This is a genomic window from Bradyrhizobium sp. USDA 4449 (genome assembly GCF_054056275.1).
Genome location: NZ_JBSRYD010000001.1, coordinates 1,681,360 through 1,700,054 on the forward strand (window position 1 = coordinate 1,681,360; position 18,695 = coordinate 1,700,054).

At 64.4% G+C, this 18,695-nt stretch carries 15 protein-coding genes and 1 pseudogene; 6 read left to right on the top strand and 10 right to left on the bottom strand.

All coding sequences use genetic code 11. The features are described 5' to 3' along the window. Window positions 1-169 precede the first annotated feature (169 nt). On the top strand, window positions 170-2,278 hold the full coding sequence (locus ACVIIW_RS07990) for a S9 family peptidase (RefSeq protein ID WP_456700248.1): 2,109 nt from the start codon (window positions 170-172) through the stop codon (window positions 2,276-2,278). Between the two features lie 45 nt (window positions 2,279-2,323). Here the strand turns inward: ACVIIW_RS07990 and ACVIIW_RS07995 are convergent, their stop codons facing one another. Beyond that, complete coding sequence (locus ACVIIW_RS07995) at window positions 2,324-3,043, bottom strand: ribonuclease activity regulator RraA (protein WP_456700249.1); 720 nt, start codon at window positions 3,041-3,043, stop codon at window positions 2,324-2,326. Between the two features lie 9 nt (window positions 3,044-3,052). Beyond that, window positions 3,053-4,789, bottom strand: coding sequence for an L-arabinonate dehydratase (araD, locus tag ACVIIW_RS08000; RefSeq protein ID WP_456700250.1), 1,737 nt, complete (start codon window positions 4,787-4,789; stop codon window positions 3,053-3,055). 254 nt (window positions 4,790-5,043) lie between these two features. Between araD and ACVIIW_RS08005 the strand changes: the two genes are divergently transcribed. Both ACVIIW_RS08005 and ACVIIW_RS08010 read left to right on the top strand, forming a co-directional pair. Continuing rightward, window positions 5,044-5,463, top strand: a complete 420-nt coding sequence (locus ACVIIW_RS08005) for a response regulator (RefSeq protein WP_456700251.1) — start codon at window positions 5,044-5,046, stop codon at window positions 5,461-5,463. Continuing rightward, window positions 5,441-9,037 (top strand): PAS domain S-box protein, encoded by a 3,597-nt coding sequence (locus tag ACVIIW_RS08010; RefSeq protein WP_456700252.1) that lies wholly within the window; start codon window positions 5,441-5,443, stop codon window positions 9,035-9,037. The genes ACVIIW_RS08005 and ACVIIW_RS08010 overlap by 23 nt, the downstream gene beginning before the upstream one ends. Before the next feature lie 42 nt (window positions 9,038-9,079). On the opposite strand, the gene ACVIIW_RS08015 is transcribed toward ACVIIW_RS08010, so the two are convergent. After that, window positions 9,080-9,715, bottom strand: a complete 636-nt coding sequence (locus tag ACVIIW_RS08015) for a response regulator transcription factor (RefSeq protein WP_092239918.1) — start codon at window positions 9,713-9,715, stop codon at window positions 9,080-9,082. Between the two features lie 174 nt (window positions 9,716-9,889). Here ACVIIW_RS08015 and ACVIIW_RS08020 point away from each other — a divergent pair, with 174 nt between their 5' ends. Continuing rightward, complete coding sequence (locus ACVIIW_RS08020; protein WP_456700253.1) at window positions 9,890-10,207, top strand: hypothetical protein; 318 nt, start codon at window positions 9,890-9,892, stop codon at window positions 10,205-10,207. A 53-nt stretch (window positions 10,208-10,260) separates the two neighbouring features. On the opposite strand, the gene ACVIIW_RS08025 is transcribed toward ACVIIW_RS08020, so the two are convergent. From ACVIIW_RS08025 to ACVIIW_RS08055, 7 genes and pseudogenes are all read right to left on the bottom strand, one after another. Next, on the bottom strand, window positions 10,261-10,764 hold the full coding sequence (locus tag ACVIIW_RS08025) for a response regulator (protein WP_456700254.1): 504 nt from the start codon (window positions 10,762-10,764) through the stop codon (window positions 10,261-10,263). A gap of 142 nt (window positions 10,765-10,906) precedes the next feature. Then, the gene (locus ACVIIW_RS08030; RefSeq protein ID WP_456700255.1) at window positions 10,907-11,224 is read right to left on the bottom strand and encodes a PilZ domain-containing protein; all 318 of its coding nucleotides are present in this window, start codon (window positions 11,222-11,224) and stop codon (window positions 10,907-10,909) included. 2 nt (window positions 11,225-11,226) lie between these two features. Further along, window positions 11,227-12,096, bottom strand: a complete 870-nt coding sequence (locus ACVIIW_RS08035; protein ID WP_456700256.1) for a CheR family methyltransferase — start codon at window positions 12,094-12,096, stop codon at window positions 11,227-11,229. Between the two features lie 34 nt (window positions 12,097-12,130). After that, on the bottom strand, window positions 12,131-12,520 hold the full coding sequence (locus ACVIIW_RS08040; RefSeq protein ID WP_092239913.1) for a response regulator: 390 nt from the start codon (window positions 12,518-12,520) through the stop codon (window positions 12,131-12,133). 35 nt (window positions 12,521-12,555) lie between these two features. Beyond that, window positions 12,556-13,029 carry a chemotaxis protein CheW gene (locus tag ACVIIW_RS08045; protein WP_456700257.1) on the bottom strand — a complete coding sequence of 158 codons (474 nt, stop codon included), beginning with the start codon at window positions 13,027-13,029 and terminating at the stop codon, window positions 12,556-12,558. Between the two features lie 84 nt (window positions 13,030-13,113). After that, entirely contained in the window at window positions 13,114-15,960 is a 2,847-nt protein-coding gene (locus tag ACVIIW_RS08050; RefSeq protein WP_456700258.1) for a hybrid sensor histidine kinase/response regulator, read from the bottom strand. A gap of 436 nt (window positions 15,961-16,396) precedes the next feature. Continuing rightward, window positions 16,397-16,543: pseudogene (locus ACVIIW_RS08055) on the bottom strand (response regulator); the annotation flags it as partial. Between the two features lie 472 nt (window positions 16,544-17,015). Here ACVIIW_RS08055 and ACVIIW_RS08060 point away from each other — a divergent pair. Both ACVIIW_RS08060 and ACVIIW_RS08065 read left to right on the top strand, forming a co-directional pair. Further along, the gene (locus ACVIIW_RS08060; RefSeq protein WP_456700259.1) at window positions 17,016-17,726 is read left to right on the top strand and encodes a Crp/Fnr family transcriptional regulator; all 711 of its coding nucleotides are present in this window, start codon (window positions 17,016-17,018) and stop codon (window positions 17,724-17,726) included. Window positions 17,727-17,897: 171 nt separating this feature from the next. Further along, window positions 17,898-18,593, top strand: coding sequence for a Crp/Fnr family transcriptional regulator (locus ACVIIW_RS08065; protein WP_456705109.1), 696 nt, complete (start codon window positions 17,898-17,900; stop codon window positions 18,591-18,593). The last annotated feature ends 102 nt before the right edge of the window (window positions 18,594-18,695 follow it).

Below are 18,695 nucleotides of genomic sequence, written 5' to 3' on the forward strand. Positions count from 1 at the left end.
CTCTCCGCGAGTGCAACTCTCGCCTCCCCCGTGGAGACTCCCCCTCACCCCACCCTCTCCCCGCGCGCGGGGCGAGGGAGCCAACGGCCGGCACCCTTGGCACTTCTTTAAATTCCCTGCGTTCGATCTGATATAGGGGCAAGACACGCCCCCTGACACGAGGATCGATTTGCCCAAATCCGCCAGCACAACCCCGACCGTTCCCGTCGCCCCGCGCCGGCCGCATTCGTTCACCCGTCACGGCCTCACCGTGATCGACGATTACGCGTGGCTGAAGGACGCGAAATGGCAGGACGTGCTGCGTAACCCCGCGGTGCTCGATCCCGATATCCGCAAATATCTGGATGAGGAGAACGGCTACACCGAGAGCCTGCTCGGCCATACCGCAAGCCTGCAAAAGACGTTGGTGCGCGAGATGCGCGGTCGCATCAAGGAGGACGATTCCAGCGTGCCGTCGCCGGACGGACCGTTCGCCTACTTCCGCCGGTTTCGCGAGGGCGGTCAGCACGAGCTGTTCGGCCGCATGCCGCGGGATGGCGGCGTTGAGCATATCGTGCTCGACGGCGATGCGCTGGCAAAAGACCACAAATATTTCAAGTTCGGCGGCAGCCGCCACTCGAACGATCACAAGCTGCAGGCCTGGAGCGCCGACACCAAGGGCTCGGAGTATTTCACCATCCGCGTGCGCGACTGGGCAAGCGGCAAGGATCTCGACGATGTCGTCGAAGAGACCGATGGCGGCGTGGTCTGGGCCTCGGATGCGAAGTCTTTCTTCTATGTGAGGCTCGACGACAATCACCGCCCCATGCAGGTGTGGCGGCACAGGCTCGGCACCCGGCAGGCCGACGACGCGCTGGTCTACGAAGAGCAGGATTCCGGCTGGTTCACCCATCTGCACGAGAGCACCAGTGGTCGTTTCTGCGTGATCGCCGGTGGCGACCACGAGACGTCGGAGCAGCGGCTGATCGATCTCGCGCATCCCGAGGCGCCGCCGCGCCTCGTCGCCGCACGCGAGGAAGGCGTGCAATACTCGCTGGCCGACCGCGGCGAGGAGCTGTTCATCCTCACCAATGCCGAGGATGCCATCGACTTCAAGATCGTCACCGCGCCGCTTTCGTCACCCGAGCGCAAGAACTGGCGCGACCTGATCCCGTATCGCCCGGGCATCTACATCATCGACCTCGATCTCTATGCCGGCCATCTGGTGCGGCTGGAGCGCGCCAATGCATTGCCGTCGATCGTGATCCGCGATCTCGCGACCAAAGAGGAGCACGCGATCGCCTTCGACGAGGCCGCCTATTCGCTCGATACGATGGGCTCCTACGAATTCGACACGACGAATTTGCGCTTCTCTTACTCGTCGATGACGACGCCGTCGGAAGTCTATGACTACGACATGGTCACGCGCACGCGCAGCTTGCGCAAGCGCCAGGAGATTCCGTCCGGCCACAACGCCGCCGATTACGTCACCACCCGCATCATGGCGAAAGCGCAAGACGGCGCCGAGGTGCCGGTCTCGATCCTGTATCGCCGCGGCCTCGAGCTCGACGGCGCGGCGCCGCTTCTGCTTTACGGCTATGGCTCCTACGGCGTGGCGATGCCGGCCTCCTTCAGCGCCAACCGCCTTTCGCTGGTCGACCGCGGCTTTGTCTATGCCATCGCCCATATCCGCGGCGGGGCCGACAAGGGCTGGGGCTGGTATCTCGACGGCAAACGCGAGAAGAAGACCAACTCGTTCGACGATTTCGCCGCCAGCGCCCGCGCGCTGATCGATGCGAAATACACGCGCGCCAAACGCATCGTCGGCCATGGCGGCTCGGCCGGCGGCATGCTGATGGGCGCGGTGGCCAACCGTGCCGGTGAACTGTTCGCAGGCATCGTCGCCGAAGTGCCGTTCGTCGACGTGCTCAACACCATGCTCGACGACACGCTGCCGCTGACGCCGCCGGAATGGCCCGAATGGGGCAACCCGATCGAGAGCGAGACGGATTTCCGCACCATCCTGTCCTACTCGCCCTACGACAATGTCGCGGCGAAGGACTATCCGGCGATTCTGGCGATGGGCGGGCTGACCGATCCGCGCGTCACCTATTGGGAGCCCGCCAAATGGATCGCGCGGCTGCGCGCGACCATGACCGGCGGCGGTCCGGTGCTGTTGCGCACCAACATGGGCGCCGGCCACGGCGGCGCCTCGGGACGCTTCGACCGGCTCGATGAAGTCGCGATCGTTTACGCATTTGCACTGTGGGCAACGGGGATGGCGGAGGCTGGGGTATAGCCCCAGCGTCGTCCCGGCTTTCGTCAGGACGACGCTGCGCTCAACTTAGCGGCCGTTCCTCTTCCGCCATTCCGCGAAGTCGGTGAGTGTCTGCGGATCCGTCGCGGGATAGAGGCCGAAGATGCCGCGGCCTCGGCCTACTTCCTCGGTGACGAAATCCTCGAACGCGGTCATCTCGAAGGTTTCGTTGGCGATCTCATCGGCGAGATGGGCTGGGATCACGATGACGCCGTCGGCATCGCCCAGAATGACGTCACCGGGAAACACCGGCGCATCGCCGCAACCGATGGGAACGTTGATCTCGATCGCCTGGTGCAGCGTGAGATTGGTCGGCGCCGAGGGGCGATGGTGGTAGGCGGGAATGCCGAGCTTGGCGATCTCGGCGGAATCGCGAAATCCGCCATCGGTGACGACGCCGGCGACACCGCGCTTCATCAAGCGCGTCACCAGGATCGCGCCGGCCGAGGCCGCGCGCGCGTCCTTGCGGCTGTCCATCACCAGCACCGCGCCCGCGGGACAATCCTCGACAGCCTTGCGCTGCGGATGGGAACGATCCCTGAAGACGTCGATGGTGTTGAGATCCTCGCGCGCCGGCATGTAGCGCAGCGTGAAGGCCTCACCGACCATAGTCGGCTTGTCCGGCCCGACGGGATGCACATCCTGGATCATCTGGATGCGCAAGCCGCGCTTGAACAGCGCGGTGGCGACGGTGGCGGTGGAGACGGATTTGAGCTTGGTACGGGTGGCTTCGGAAAGCTTTGACATGTGCGTCCCTCAGTAAATGGACGGCTCGCCGACAGGCGCGCCGAAATCGGTCTCGAGGAAATCGAAGTCGCAGCCGTCATTGGCCTGCTTGATGTGTTTTGTGAACATCCAGCCGTAGCCGCGCTCGAAGCGGCGCTCGGGCTGCTTCCAGGCGGCGCGGCGTTTTTCCAGTTCAGCCTCGGGGACGTCGAGATCGATGGTGCGGGCGGCGACGTCGAGCGTGATGCGGTCGCCGTTCTGCACCAGCGCCAGCGGGCCGCCGATATAGGACTCCGGCGAGACGTGCAGGATACAGGCGCCGTAGCTGGTACCGCTCATGCGCGCATCGGAGATGCGCACCATGTCGCGCACGCCCTGCTTCACGAGTTTGGTCGGAATCGGCAGCATGCCCCATTCCGGCATGCCGGGACCGCCCTGCGGGCCGGCATTGCGCAGGATGAGGATGTGGTCCTCGGTGACATCGAGGTTGGGATCGTCGACCGCCTTCTTCATCGACGGATAGTCGTCGAACACCAGCGCGGGTCCGGTGTGCTTGAGGAAGCGTGGCGCACAGGCGGAGGGCTTGATGACGCAGCCATCGGGCGCGAGATTGCCCTTGAGCACCGCGAGCGCGCCCTCCTTGTAGATGGGATTGCCGACGGAGCGGATCACATCGGCATTGTGCACCTCGGCGCCCTCGATGTTCTCGCCAAGGGTCTTGCCGGTCACCGTGATGCAGTCGAGGTGCAGATGATCCTTGATCTCTCCCATCAGCGCTGGCAGGCCGCCGGCATAGAAGAAGTCTTCCATCAAATAAGCATCGCCGCTCGGACGCACATTGGCGATCACAGGCACCTTGCGGCTCGCGATCTCGAAATCGTCGAGCCCGATGTCCTGTCCGGCGCGGCGGGCCTGCGCGATCAGATGGATGATCGCGTTGGTCGAGCAGCCCATCGCCATCGCGACCGCGATCGCGTTCTCGAAGGCTTTCCGGGTCTGGATCGTCTTCGGCGTCAGGTCCTCCCACACCATCTCGACGATGCGGCGGCCGCATTCCGAGGCCATGCGGATATGATTGGCGTCGGCGGCCGGAATCGAGGAGGCGCCCGGCAGCGTCATGCCGATCGCTTCCGCGATCGCGGTCATGGTCGAGGCCGTGCCCATGGTCATGCAGGTGCCATAGCTGCGGGCGATGCCGGCTTCAATGTCGAGCCAGTCCTTGTCGGAGATCTTTCCGGCACGCCGCTCGTCCCAATATTTCCACCCATCGGAGCCGGAGCCGAGCGTCTTGCCCTTCCAATTGCCGCGCAGCATCGGTCCCGCCGGCAGATAGATCGCCGGGATGTTCATCGAGGTTGCGCCCAGCAGCAGCGCGGGCGTGGTCTTGTCGCAGCCGCCCATCAGCACCACGCCGTCGACGGGATGGCTGCGCAGCAGCTCCTCGGCTTCCATTGCAAGGAGATTGCGATAGAGCATCGTGGTCGGCTTCAGCAGCGATTCCGACAGCGACAACGCCGGCAATTCCACCGGCAGGCCGCCGGCCATCAGGATGCCGCGCTTGACGTCGTCGACGCGCGACTTGAAGTGCATGTGGCACGGCTGCGCGTCGGACCAGGTGTTGATGATCGCGATGCAGGGCCGGTCCTTCCACTCCTCCGGGGCGTAGCCCATCTGCATGGCGCGGGAGCGGTGGCCGAACGAGCGGAGATCGTCGGGCGCAAACCAGCGCGCGCTGCGGAACTGGTCGGGTGTTTTCTTCTTGATCATGATCCTCGTCCGTCGGAAAATCTGACCTGCTCTTCTCACAGGCCATCTACCCCTCGCAAGGCACCCCCGGGGGCGGCGGAGCGGGCCCCTGCTATGCACGTAGAGGTGCATAGGCACCAGCGCGACGCAAGATCGAGCCTGTCCGTGCCGTCGGCCGCGAAGTGCTTGCAGGGCGGGCACGATCCGCGCAAGACTTTCATAGTCGGGAGCTTTGATTTGGGTCGAGGGGCACATCGCCATCCCGGAGGTTTAACGTGGCCAACATCCTGATCGTGGATGACGACCCGTCCGTTCAGCGGACGATCCGGATGCTGCTGGAGCGGGCCGGCCACCACGTCACGGTCGCCGGCGACGGTCGCAAGGCCCTTGCTCTGTTCGAAGGCAGCCAGTTCGATTTGCTGTTGCTCGACATCTTCATGCCAGGCATGGACGGGCTGGAAACCATGCGGCACATCCAGGCACTGCAGCCGAAAATACCGATCGTCGTCATATCCGGCCGATCGATCACGCCGGATAGCTATGCCGAGCCGAATTTCCTGAAGATGGCGACCAAGCTCGGCGCGGTCACGAGCTTGCAGAAGCCGTTCCGGGTGGATGCGCTGTTTGCGGCGGTCGACCGCTGCCTGAAGGCAGGCGAGTCGGAGGGGGCCGATGTCAGCACCGGCGGCCGATGACAAGGACGTTCGTTCCGTTCCAGGCCGGAATGGGCGCCGCAATTCCGGGGGCGACGCCAATATTCCCCTGACGCTCGCAACCCGGCTCGCCATCGCGATGATCCTGCTGGTGGCGGTGACCGTGGCCGCCGTCGGCTGGTTGAGCTATCGCAATGCCACCCAGGCCGTCATCCCGCGGGTCCTGGAACGCGTCGAAGCCCAATCGCGGCTGCTGGCAAGCAATCTCGAATCCTACGTCGCCGGAGCGCGCGGCGATCTGCTCGGCTATCGCTCCGCCGCCGCGATCAACGGCCTGATCCGCGCCCATATCGGAGGCGGCATCGATGCTCTCGACGGCGTTTCGGAGCAAACCTGGCGCGAGCGCATCGCAGAGCGGCTCGCGGCCGAGATCGACGCCAAACCCGGCTACGGGCAGTTTCGCATCATCGGCATTGACGACGATCAGCGCGAACTGGTCCGCGTCGATCGCTCCGGTCCCAATGGAACGGCGCGGATCGTCCCCAACGGCGAACTGGAGCGCAAGAGCGAGCGAGCCTATTTCCAAGACACGATCCGGCTGCCGCCGGGCGAGATCTATGTCTCATCCGTCGATCTTGCCAGCCGCCAGGGCGGCACCACGGATCTCCACATTCCGACATTGCGGGTCGCGATCCCCCTGTTCACGCCCGACGGCAAGCCGTTCGGCATCATCATCGCCAATATCGACATGCGGCCCGCACTCGACCGGGTGCGCTCGACGGCAGGGGCCGGGAGCGAAATTTTCGTCGTGAATGCGCGCGGCGACTATCTCGTTCATCCCGACCGCGCGCAGGAGTTCGGCTCGTTGCGCGGCCATCCGACCGACTGGCGGCACGATTTTCCGTTTTTCGCAGCCCGGGCCGGCACGCTGGATGGAGCCACGGAACTGATGACCGACCCGTCGGGCAAGCCGAGTGGAGCGGCGATCGCGCCGACCTTGCTCGCAGGCAAGGAATGGATCGCAGTCATCGAGAGGGTGCCTCCGCCGGTGTTCAACCGCGTGCCGGCGGCGGTCCAGAAAACCTCCCTGGTTGTCGGCGTGCTGGCCGTCCTTGCCGCAGCTTCGCTCGCCGTGTTGCTGGCGCGCTCATTGACCAGCCCGATCGGGCGCCTGACCGCCGCGGTGGAGGCGATCGGCAGGGGGCGGGCCGCCGACATCCCCGTCGATGCCGGCGGTGAGACCGGTGTGCTGGCGCGGGCCTTTGCCCGAATGGTCGAAGAGATGCGGGCCAAGACGGCCGCGCTCGAACGCGAGATCGAGGAGCATCGCCGAACCGAGGCCGCGCGAATCCATCACGAAGCGCGCGAGCGCCTGTTCAGCGCCGCGGTCGAGTCATCGGACGATGCGATTGTGATGCAGTCGCTCGATGCCATCATCACCGGCTGGAATCCCGCCGCCGAACGCCTCTATTTCTATACGGCGGATGAGGCGATCGGAAAGTCCACCGCGATCATCGTGCCGGCCGACCGCCGGGAACAAGGCAAGGACTACCTGCGGAGGATTGCCCGGGGCGAGCCGATCGAACGCTTCGAGACGGTGCGCCTGCGCAAGGACGGCACTCCGGTCGAGATCTCTCTCAGCCTGTCCCCGATCAGGGGACCGTCAGGCGAGATCGTCGGCGTCTCGGGCTCGGCGCGCAGCCTGACCGAGGCGCGGCGGGCCGAGCGGGCGCTGCAACAGACCCTCGAGGAACGGCGGCAGCTCTTCGATACCTCGCAGGACCTGATCATGATCACGAACTCGCACGGCGAGATCGTGCAGATCAACCCGAGCTGCGAGACCATTCTCGGCTACCGGCCCGACGAGATGATCGGGCATACCGGCGTCGATTTCATTCACCCCGACCACCTCGATCGATCCCGCGCGGAGATGCGCGCGCTCCGGCACGGCGGACACCCGAAGCTGGCCGACACCCGGGTCTTCCACAAGGACGGGCGCGAGGTCTGGCTCTCCTGGCTCGGCAATTGGTCGGATCAAGCCAAGCGCTTCTTCTTCGTCGGGCGCGACATGACCGAGGCCAGGCTCGCGGCCGAATCCTTGCGTGACAGCGAGCAGCTTGCCCGTAACATCGTCGAGACCGCGCTCGACGCCTTCGTCCAGACCGACGATCGCAGCACCATCCTGAACTGGAGCTCGCGGGCCGAGGAGCTGTTCGGCTGGCGGCGCGACGAGGCGCTCGGCAGGAACGCGGTCGACCTGATCGTCGCGGAGAGCGAGCGCGAAAGGGTCGAGACCGGCCTCGCCCGGTTCCTCGATTCCGCGGAAGAGCAGACGCTCAACCGCCGCCGCGAACTCATGGTCCGCCGCCGCGACGGCAGGGAATTCAGGGCCGAGCTGAGCGTCACTGCGCTGCAGCGCCGCGAGGGCATTCTGTTCAACGTGTTCTACCGCGACCTCACCGACAAGATCGCGTCCGAGGAGCGCATCCGCCATGCCGAGAAGATGGAGGCGGTGGGCCAGCTCACCGGCGGCGTGGCGCATGATTTCAACAACATCCTCACCGTCATCACCGGGACCATCGAGATCCTGGCCGACGCCGTGGCCAAGGATCCGCGGCTGGCCGCGATCACGAAAATGATCGACGAGGCGGCCGGGCGCGGCGCCGAGCTGACCCAGCATCTGCTCGCCTTCGCCCGCAAGCAACCGCTTCAGCCGCGCGAGATCGACGTCAATTCGCTGATCATCGACACCGCAAGACTGTTGCGGCCGACGCTGGGCGAGCAGATCCAGATCGAATCCGTGTTCGAGGACGAGAGCTGCGTCGCGATCGTCGACCCGAACCAGCTCACCACGGCGATCCTCAACCTCGCCCTCAATGCGCGCGACGCGATGCCTGCCGGCGGCAAGCTGATCGTGGAGACCGGCGCTGCCTATCTCGACGAGATCTATGCCAGCGTGAACGACGTGCGGCCCGGCCAATACATGATGATCGCGGTGAGCGACACCGGCACCGGCATTCCATCCCACATGCTGGCGCGCGTGTTCGATCCCTTCTTCACCTCGAAAGGCCCGGGCAAGGGCACCGGGCTCGGGCTCTCGATGGTCTACGGCTTCATCAAGCAGTCCGCGGGGCACATCAAGATCTACAGCGAGGAAGGCCACGGCACCACGATCAAGATGTATCTGCCGCCGGGCAAGACGCCGACGGCGGTCAATGACGGCGTCCCGGCGACGACGGTCGAGGGTGGGCACGAGACCATCCTCGTGGTCGAGGACGACCGCCTGGTTCGCGAATATGTGCTCGCCCAGCTGCACTCGCTCGGTTACGTCACCTTGCAGGCAGCCAATGCCGCCGACGCGCTCACGATCGTTGCGAGCGGCAAGCCGTTCGATCTGCTGTTCACCGACGTCATCATGCCAGGCAAGATGAACGGACGGCAGCTCGCCGACGAGGTGTTGAAGACGCGGCCCGACCTGAGGGTGGTCTACACATCAGGCTATACCGAGAACGCGATCATCCACCACGGCCGGCTGGATTCGGGTGTGCTGCTGCTGGCGAAGCCTTATCGCAAGTCGGATCTGGCGCGGATCATCCGCAAAGCGCTGAGCAGTTGACGTCGGCGCCGGCTCGAGTGAACGACAGTAGCCCGGATGGAGCTACGACGCGCGCTGGGCCGCCGTCATCACGATCCGGATCAGGTCGGCGGCATTGCGGGCGCCGAGCTTCTTCATGATGTTGGCGCGGTGATCCTCGATCGTGCGCGGGCTGATGCCGAGGGTGCGGCCGGCTTCCTTGTTGGAAGCACCGGCAGCGAATTGCTCGAGCACCTCACGCTCCCGACGGGTCAGCGGCTCACGCCCGGGGAAATGCAGCGAGCCGAATTTGGGCGAGGCGCTCTCCGACTGCCTGCGTGCATAGGCGCCGATCGCTTCATCCAGGCGGCCGACGATCTCACTGCCGCGAAACGGCTTCTCGATGAAATCGAGCGCGCCGCTCTTGATCGCGCCCACCGCCATCGCAATGTCACCCTGGCCGGAGATCATGAAGATCGGAGCCGGATAGTCCTCGCCGTGCAGCTCCTTGAGAATGTCGAGGCCGGACTTTCCGGGAATGTTCACGTCGAGCAGGACCGCGGCCGGTGTGCGGCTGCGCGCGACGGAAAGCAGTGCTGCGCCGTCCGCGAAACAGATCACCTCATAGCCCGCCGCCTTCAACACCATCGACAGGGTGTCGCGAACAGCCGGGTCGTCGTCGACCACGAAAATCTCACCACGGGAGGTTTGTTCGACCATGTGCCATGTCCATTTGCCAAGGCGACCGCCAAGTCCATTTGGCATTCAAGGATCGTGCCCGCGCCCCAATCCATGGTTTTCGGCGCAGGTTCGGCCCACCCGCATTTGTACGGGACATGAACTTAACGCACAAGTAGCGGCAAGGTGCCTTATTGCGGGGGACGGAGAATATCCATGCTAAATTACGCCGGCACACCCCCGCTCGCTGCGATGGCCGAAACCGACAGTCGTCAGCTGATCGCTGCCGAACTGCGTTCCCTGATCGCACGCATCGACATCAGCATGCGTCTGATCGACGCTGCCATGACCTATGATGATATGGACTCGGAGGACGACAGCGCTACCTTGGGCGCCGACTTGGGTTCCATCGAGATCGTCGTGCTCGACGACGTCACGCCCCGTTATGCCGCGGCAAGCGCGGCCCTCAATACCTGCCGGGCGGAGCTCCGCCAGGCCCTGCAAAAACTGTCGGAATCCGGCAATCCGCCCTAGTTGTGCATCAGCGCGGCTGAATTGCCGCAGCCGATTGCATGCAGTTCCGCGCCTCAGGCGCGGTGCCGCTCCACGATCGCGTCGCTGGCGACGCCGCCCCAGGTATGAATCGTCGGCAGGCCCATCGCCGTCTTGCCGAGATTGGCGAGGCTGATGCGCAGCGCGGCGAGATCCAGCGGCTTCGGCAGGCTCTGCAGCTCGATCCCGACGGAGCGGGCAAAGCTGCGGGCGGCGCTGCGGCGCTTGCCGTCCATGCCGCTGATCACGATCACGAAGCCCGTGAATTTCGCCGCAGCCATCTCCCGCAGGACGTCGATGCCGTCACCATCCTCCAGCAGGAGGTCGAGCGTCACGCAGTCGAAGCGCGCGGCGCGCAGCTTTTCGATCGCTTCGGCGACCGAGGGCGCGACGGTGACCTCGTGGCCCGCCTGCTTGGCGGCCACCGTGATCAGGCTGCGCTGCGTGGCATCGTCATCGACCACGAGGAGCTGAAGCGCGCGCCGCTCGGCGGCATCGGGCAGGTTTGAGGAGATGGGGGAAAGAGAGCTTCTTGGCATGGCCGGACCCTGAGATTGCGACCGTCAATCGATACACGGTGCACGCTTAAGCCGCGTAAAGCCGGACCTTGGAATTCGCTCCGATGTTTTCAGAAAATGTGAAGCAACGCGTCGGGAAGCGTCGCGTGTGACGCCCTGGCGATCACGCCACCGCATCATGGTCGCCGGCAGCGCCACGCTTCTTGCGGTTCTTGCCACGCAGGAACTGGATGTCCATCTCGGCGCCGTTGACGCGCACGAGCTCGCAACGGCGGTAGGCAAGCCCGGTGGATGACAGCAGCAGGAAAAACTCCTTCAGGTTCAACCCCTGAATGGAGCCCTCCACCGTGAGGATGGCGTCGCTGTCGGAAATCGCATTGAGCGTACAGTCGCGCCGCCACGTGCCGTCGATGGCCATGATGCAGACATCATAGCCGCGACTGAACGTGACGCGCTCGACGCCTTTGCCGTCCTCGGCCATGCCTATCGTCCCGCCATCGCCGCCATGCGCGGGGCCGCTGCAGCATTGGCCGCCACCGCACGCGCGTCGTTCGGCTTGTAAAGGCCGCGGCGATCCGCAATCGGCTTGAACGTATCGGTCAGTCCGACCACGGTCTCCGCTGCGCCGAGCACCAGGAAGCCGTCGGGCTCGATCTGCCGGGCAAGGCGGTTGAAGATGTTGATCTTGGTCTCCTGGTCGAAATAGATCAGCACGTTGCGGCAGAAGATCACGTCGAACGTACCGAGGTGTGAGAAGTCCTGGAGCAGATTGAGCTGCCGGTGCTGGATCATGGCGCGCAGCTCGGGATTGACCTGCCATGTCTCTCCGGTCTGCTTGAAATGTTTCATCAGCATCTGGATCGGCAGGCCGCGCTGCACCTCGAACTGGCTGTAGACGCCGGACTTGGCCTTCTCGAGCACCTCCTGCGAGAGGTCGGTGGCGATGATCTCGACGCGCCAGCCGCTCAGGGCCGCGCTCATCTCCTTCAGCGTCATCGCCAGCGAATAGGGCTCCTGCCCGGTCGAGCCTGCGGCACACCAGATCCGCACGCTGCGGCGGCCGGCACGGGCCTTGAGCACCTCAGGCATAATGGTGTCGCGGAAATGGTCGAACGGGACCTTGTCGCGGAAGAAGAAGGTCTCGTTCGTGGTCATGGCTTCGACCACGCTGGTGATCAGCGCACTCGAACCGCCTTGCAGCTTCTGTACGAGCTCGGGAATACCGGAGAGCCCGGCCTTGCGCGCCAGCGGAAGCAGGCGGCTTTCGATCAGATATTGCTTGTCCGCGGACAGGTCGAGACCGGAGCGCTCCTTCAGCAATTTACGCAGATACTCATAATCGGGCGCGTTCACAGGACACCTCTTGACGCTGCTGGCTGATGTATTTTCAGGCGGCTGTTTCTTCTTCGCGCGCGACCAACCCGACTTCCTGGAACTTCGCCAACACGATTTCCTTGTCGAACGGCTTCATGATGTACTCGTTGGCGCCGCCGCCCATCGCCTTGGTGATGTGGTCGATGCCGTTCTCGGTGGTGCAGAACACCACCCGTGGGTCTTCGCCGCCAGGCATGCGGCGAAGCGTGCCCAGGAACTGGAAGCCATCCATCACGGGCATGTTCCAGTCGAGCAGGATCGCTTCCGGCATCGCCTTCTTGCAATGGACCAGCGCTTCGACGCCGTCTTCCGCTTCAATGACGTGAAAGCCGAGCGCTTCGACGATGCGGCGCGCGACCTTGCGAACGATGCTGGAATCGTCAACCACCAAACAGGTCTTCATCTTGGATCTCCGGCTTAAATGTGTTTCGTGAATATTCAGGCAGCCATTTGCACTTCGGTCTTGAGCTCGAGCACGCGATCGACGTCGAGGACGACCATGAGCTGTCCCTCGAGCCGGTGAACGCCGCCGGCGAGCTTGGCCATGCGGGGGTCGAGGTTGACCGGGTTCTCTTCCTTGCCATCCTCGGGCAGGCGCAGCACCTCGCCGATCTGATCGATCAGGAGGCCATAGGATTCGCCGCGCAGGTCGACACCGACCGCCATCGGCGTCTTGCCGTCCTGGTCCCTGGGCAGGCCGAGACGGGCGCGCATGTCGATGACGGTGACGATGCGGCCGCGCAGGTTCAGAACCCCTGCGATCTCGTGCGAGGACAGGGGAACGCGGGTGACGCGCTCCGGCATGAACACGTCCTGGACGCGCGAGATCGGCAGGCCGAACAGCTGGCCGCCGATCATCGCGGTGACGTATTCGACCATGGCGCCTTCGCCGATCTGGGTCTTCTTGCTCATACCGTCTCCCCTGGTCCCTCGCCGCTCTCTGGTTTGAGCATGATCTCTTCGGAAAACCGCATCACACTTGTCCGGATCATGCTGTTACGCCGCGGCCCGGCTCAGCTCGGAGGCACCGGCGGCGCCCGCGGTCTGCTCCTTCAGCGCCGCGATCAGACCGGGACGGTCGAACTTGGCGACATAGTCGTGGAAGCCGGCCTGACGGCCGCGCTCGATCGCCGCCGGCGACACCAGGGCGGACAGGCCGATGATCGGCATCGCACCCAGATTGCTGTCGGAGCGGATCGTTTCCGCGAACTCGAACCCGTTCATGTCGGGTATCTCGATGTCGGTCAGCACCACGTCGAAGCTCTGCGCACGCAGGGCGGCCAGGCCCTCCTGCGCGGTCGGCGCGGTGCGGACACGGTAGCCGGCGGCCTTGAGCACCGGCGCCAGCATGTTGCGGAAGAAGGCGCTGTCGTCGACCAGCAGCACCGACTGCGAATGCATCGACGGCTTCATCTCCTTGCGGGTGAACCAGTCGGCGAACGCCATGGGCAGGAAGTGGCCGACATCGATCACCTCGGTGGCCTGGCCCTTGATCACGGCCGAGCCGAGGATGCCGCTGGCCGAGCCGCCGACCTCGATGTTGAGGCGTTCCTCGACGATGTCGATGATCTCGTCGACCACGAGGCCCATGGAGCGGCCGTCATCGGCGAACACCAGGATCGGCTGGGCGCCCTGGCTCGCGATGGTGACGCCGTCCATGGAGACGAGCGGCATCAGCTGCTCGCGGTACTGCACCATGTAGCGGCCGTTGCTGAACTCGATCTTGTCGGCGGGGAGCTCTTCGAGGCGGGTGACGAGCCCGAGCGGGACCGCCTTGGGCTGGTTGGAGCCGGCGCGGAACACCAGCAGCGAAGTGGTCTGCTCGCCCGAGCCGATATGGTGCGCGCCATTGTCATCGCCCATGTCGTGGGCCGAGGAGCCGGCGGCGCCGAGCGCTTTGGCAATGCCGTTGGGGTCGATGATCATGATGACCGCGCCATCGCCCAGGATGGTGTTGCCCGAGAACATGTCGATTTGACGCAGCTTCGTCGACATCGGCTTGACCACGATTTCCTCGGTGTGGAACACGCCGTCGACGACGATGCCGAAGGTCTGGCTGCCGACCTGGGTGACCACGATGAAGCCGTTCTCGGGATCGGAGGCCGCGCCGTCGTCGATCTTCAAGAGCTTCTTCAGGTGGATCAGCGGCAACAGCTTGTTGCGCAGCCGCAGCACCGCGGTGTCCTTGATGCGCTCGATGCGGTGCTCGCTGTTGGCGCGGGCGCGCACCAGCTCGACCACCGAGAGCTGCGGGATCGCAAAGCGGTCACCGGCGGCCTCCACGATCAGGGCCGAGACGATCGCCAGCGTCAGCGGGATCTTGATGGTGACGGACGAGCCCTCGCCGGCGACCGACTTGATGTCGATGGTGCCGCCGATCTGGTCGATGTTGGTGCGGACCACGTCCATGCCGACGCCGCGCCCCGATACCGAGGTGATGGCGGCCGCGGTGGAGAAGCCGGGCGCGAAGATGAACTTGTGGATCTGGGCTTCCGACATCTTCTCGAGCTCGGCCTCGGTGGCCAGACCGGAGGAGATCGCCTTGGTCTTGATCTTCTCGGTGTTGAGGCCGCGGCCGTTGTCGGCGATGCAGATGATGATGTGGCCGCCTTCGTGATAGGCGGAGAGGCGGATGGTGCCCTGCTCGCCCTTGCCGTTCGCGGTGCGCTCGGCGGGGGTCTCCAGGCCGTGATCGGCGGAGTTGCGCACCATGTGGGTGAGCGGGTCCTTGATCAGGTCGAGCACCTGGCGGTCGAGCTCGGTGTCGGCGCCGTGCATCTCCAGCTCGATCTGCTTGCCGAGTTCGGATGAGAGATCGCGCACGATGCGGGGCAGCTTCTGCCAGGCATTGCCGATCGGCTGCATGCGCGTCTTCATGACGCCTTCCTGCAGCTCGGCGGTGACGTTGGAGAGGCGCTGCAACGGCACCTTGAACTCGGTGTCCTCGTTGCGCCTCGAGATCTCCAGCAGCTGGTTGCGGGTCAAGACCAGCTCGGAGACCATGGTCATCAGATGCTCCAGCGTATCCACGTTGACGCGGATCGACTGGTTGGCGATGCGCTCGCCTTCGGAAGCCACCTCGTCGGCCATCGACTTCTTCGGCGCGGCCTTCTCCCTGACCGGCTTTGCAATTTCCCTGCTGGTTTCCTTTTCCCTGGCAGCCGGGGCTGCAGCAGCGGGCTCGGCCTTCGCTTCAGCCCCGGCAACCGGCGCAGGCGCTTCGATCGCAGTCTCGCGGAAGGCGCGCTCGAGCTCGTCGAGCGAGACTTCGCCCGGACGCAAGGGGCGCTCCAGCGTCTGCTCGATCAGCGTGCCCGTGGTCATCTCCTTGGCCGGCGCAGCGCTTGGTGCTTCCGGCACCAGCGGCGGCGCGTCGGCAACGGCAACGGAAGCCGCGGCGCCCGCGGCCGGCATCGGCTGCGCCGAGCCTGACGCGATCGGCGAAGCCGACGCCGACATGGCGGCCATGCCCTGCTCCACCATCGCTTCCAGCTTGTCGATGAGATCGCGGTCGTTGCCTTCGGGCTCGGCTTCGGTGGCCTCGAGACCTGCGAGGATCTCCTTGATGCGATCGATCGAGGACAGGATCAGCGTCACCGCCGCACCCGTCACCGGCATGCCGTCGCGGAATTTGCTCATCAGGGTCTCGCCGGCATGCGCCAGCGCTTCAAGCCGCGGCAGACCCAAGAAGCCGCACGTACCCTTGATGGTGTGGACCAGGCGGAAGATGTTATCCAGGATCTTGGCGTTGTTCGGCTCCTGCTCGAACTTCACCAGCTGATTGTCGACGGTGTCCAGGCTCTCGCTGGTCTCCGTCAGAAACTCCCGCAACAGATCATCCATGGTTACGCCTTACTGAGCTGGACCTCGACGCCTGCGCCGCGCCTGGAATCGGCGGAAGTCCGCACCTAGATCGTTAGGCAACCCATTTCACGGTCCCGTTAATTTCATGCTCCGTGCTAATACGGATATTGAAGAGAAGTTTGCAGTTCGACTGCATCGGGCTGCGGTTTTCTGCGTCGGCCGCGCAACGCGACACGTAAACACGGGCATAACGGCATCGGGGCAGGGGTGAAAAAATCCCGCCCATGTCGTGGGATATCCACGGGCCGCGCGATCTGAATCAGATCACGCGCCATTCGGACCGCTGTTCGGGGTTCTATCGAGGTGTCCATGAAATCCGCGAGATCGGCGTTCGCGGTAAACGGATTCTTACCGTACGATTGTCGCGAACAACAACGCGCCAACCCATACGCGACGCGGCAGCATGGCACTCGCCGAGACAGTCCCTGATCGCCGTCAGCAGCGTATCCGGCGTGAACGGCTTGCGCAGGCAGCGCGCGGCGCCGAGCTCCGGCGCCATCCGCAGGAAGTCCGGCGCGGGCGAATTCAGATCTGCATAGCCGCACATCTCAATCAGCGGCGATTCAACAATTGAACCGTGACGCACGCCTTTCTCCTCCAGCTTGCGTGGACATCGTCACGACGGCATGTGCGGTCGGACCGGTGCGACATGCGAACGGAATGAACGCGCGATGGGCGACCGGGCCGCGCCAGGGTACGAAGCAATATCTGACGGCTGAAAAGAATCGGCGGGCGGGCAAAGTGCCCTGGACCGGCGAATGTCCGACGGAAGAGTGGATGCAACATCTGCGGTCGGCTGCCCGCTCATGAGGCGCCCTGGCCAATGCCCCCGGTCGCGACGCAGGACCAATTCGCCGGACACACCCGCCAATCAGCGCGCCGTTCTTATTTCCGACGCAAATACGCCAGGCTGTCTGCCCTCTAACGGGTATATGAACAGCACCACAACCAGTACACTGGGCTTCGTTTTCGTGCAACTGCATTCCGAGCACATCATTTTCAATACTTTATGGAACGCGCTGGATTGATCCCCCATGACCGCGAGCGGCCCACCGCCTAATCAGCTGCTGCAGTCGCTCGGCGCCGCGGACCTCGATCTGCTGCGTCCTCATCTCGTCGCAATTGAATTGGTCAGGGAGAATGTCTTGAGCGAAGCTGGCGTGGCGCTTCGGCACGTCTACTTTCCTCATGATGGAACCATTTCGATCACAGTCGGTCTGTCGGAGGGACAGACCATCGAGGTCGCGATGCTTGGCCGCGACAGCATCGTCGGTGGCGGCGCTGCGCTCGCCGACGGGATCGCGGCATCAGACGCCGTCGTGCTTTTCCCCGGGACGGCATCCGCGCTCGAAATCGCGAGCTTTCGAACCGTCGCTGCGGCCAGCGGGACGTTCCGCAGCCTGGTGATCCGGCATGAGCAGTCCTTGCTCGCCCACGCGCAGCAATCCCTGCTTTGCAACACGCTGCACCCGGTCGAGGCGCGACTGGCGCGATGGCTGCTGCGCGCCCGGGACTTGTCCGATAGCGAAACCCTTCCGCTAACGCAGGAAACCCTGGCGCAAATGATGGGCGTCAGGCGCAATGCCGTTTCGCTGGTCGCACATGCGCTTCAGCGGGCCGGAATTATCCGCTACAGCCGGGGCCAGATCGAGATCACGGATCTGCGCGCGCTCGAAGCGACCTCGTGCGATTGCTACGGCGCCGTGAAGGCCCATCAGGCACACCTGCTGAGGAGGCGCCCCTGATGTGCAATCTACGATTGATTGCCCATATCAATGACTGCACGCCCAAAACTCATATAGACGAAAAGATTGATTTGTCGGCCCTGTCCGCGATTGCCAACTTATCCAGCGGGCAACAAGATGGAGCCTGCAGCTGGGCAGGACATGCATTTCCGCGAGGCAGCTTTGGAAACGATGGTGCGGCCCTCGAACCGTTTCCTGTCGGCGCTGTCGACAGATGATTATGAACTGATCCGTGCACACCTGCGCACAGTCGATCTGCCGCAAGAGACCGTGCTGGTCGAGACCGGCGAGACGCTCAAACGCGCCTACTTCCCCCATCGTGGCGTGATCTCGCTCGTCGTGGAGCTCACCAAGGGCGAGCATGTGCAGGTCGCCATGATCGGGCGCGACAGCCTGCTCGGCGCACTTTCGGCCATGGGCGACGCAGCCGCGCTGAACACAGCGGTGGTGCTGGTCGCCGGCGCCGCCTCGGTGATAGATCTCGACCGGCTTCGCGTCGCCGCCGAACAGAGCTCGACCCTGCGGACGCTACTGGTCCGTCACGGGCTCGCCGTCTATGCGCAGGTGCAGCAGACCGCAGGCTGCAACGTGGCGCACCCGGTGGAGTCGCGGCTCTCGCGCTGCCTATTGCACATTCACGATTTGTCGGGGGACTACCGGCTGCTGCTGACGCAGGAGGCCCTGGCGCAGATGATCGGGGCGCGGCGCAACAGCGTGTCGCTGGTCGCCAATACCTTGCAGCAAGCCAACTTCATCCATTACAGCCGCGGACATATCCAGATTGTCAATCTGGACGGGCTGCGCGAGACGGCATGCGAATGCTACGCCGCGGTCAAAGCCCAGTACGATCGGCTGCTCGGCCCCTGACGGCGCACGCAGGGCTGCGCATGGTAAAGCAATTGCTTAATGCGACCAGCAAACACCGTGCGTCTCGCGACCAGAACTGAAATCTGAACGGCATAGACATCC

What these genes read in the sequence shown, in the direction of transcription:
- ACVIIW_RS08060 (WP_456700259.1), top strand. Translation starts at nt 17,016, where the DNA reads ATGACCGCGAGCGGCCCACCGCCTAATCAGCTGCTGCAGTCGCTCGGC.
- ACVIIW_RS08050 (WP_456700258.1), bottom strand. Translation starts at nt 15,960, where the DNA reads ATGGATGATCTGTTGCGGGAGTTTCTGACGGAGACCAGCGAGAGCCTG.
- ACVIIW_RS08025 (WP_456700254.1), bottom strand. Translation starts at nt 10,764, where the DNA reads ATGCCAAGAAGCTCTCTTTCCCCCATCTCCTCAAACCTGCCCGATGCC.
- ACVIIW_RS08015 (WP_092239918.1), bottom strand. Translation starts at nt 9,715, where the DNA reads ATGGTCGAACAAACCTCCCGTGGTGAGATTTTCGTGGTCGACGACGAC.
- ACVIIW_RS08010 (WP_456700252.1), top strand. Translation starts at nt 5,441, where the DNA reads ATGTCAGCACCGGCGGCCGATGACAAGGACGTTCGTTCCGTTCCAGGC.
- ACVIIW_RS07995 (WP_456700249.1), bottom strand. Translation starts at nt 3,043, where the DNA reads ATGTCAAAGCTTTCCGAAGCCACCCGTACCAAGCTCAAATCCGTCTCC.
- ACVIIW_RS08045 (WP_456700257.1), bottom strand. Translation starts at nt 13,029, where the DNA reads ATGAGCAAGAAGACCCAGATCGGCGAAGGCGCCATGGTCGAATACGTC.
- ACVIIW_RS08030 (WP_456700255.1), bottom strand. Translation starts at nt 11,224, where the DNA reads ATGGCCGAGGACGGCAAAGGCGTCGAGCGCGTCACGTTCAGTCGCGGC.
- ACVIIW_RS08040 (WP_092239913.1), bottom strand. Translation starts at nt 12,520, where the DNA reads ATGAAGACCTGTTTGGTGGTTGACGATTCCAGCATCGTTCGCAAGGTC.
- ACVIIW_RS08020 (WP_456700253.1), top strand. Translation starts at nt 9,890, where the DNA reads ATGCTAAATTACGCCGGCACACCCCCGCTCGCTGCGATGGCCGAAACC.
- araD (WP_456700250.1), bottom strand. Translation starts at nt 4,789, where the DNA reads ATGATCAAGAAGAAAACACCCGACCAGTTCCGCAGCGCGCGCTGGTTT.
- ACVIIW_RS08065 (WP_456705109.1), top strand. Translation starts at nt 17,898, where the DNA reads ATGGTGCGGCCCTCGAACCGTTTCCTGTCGGCGCTGTCGACAGATGAT.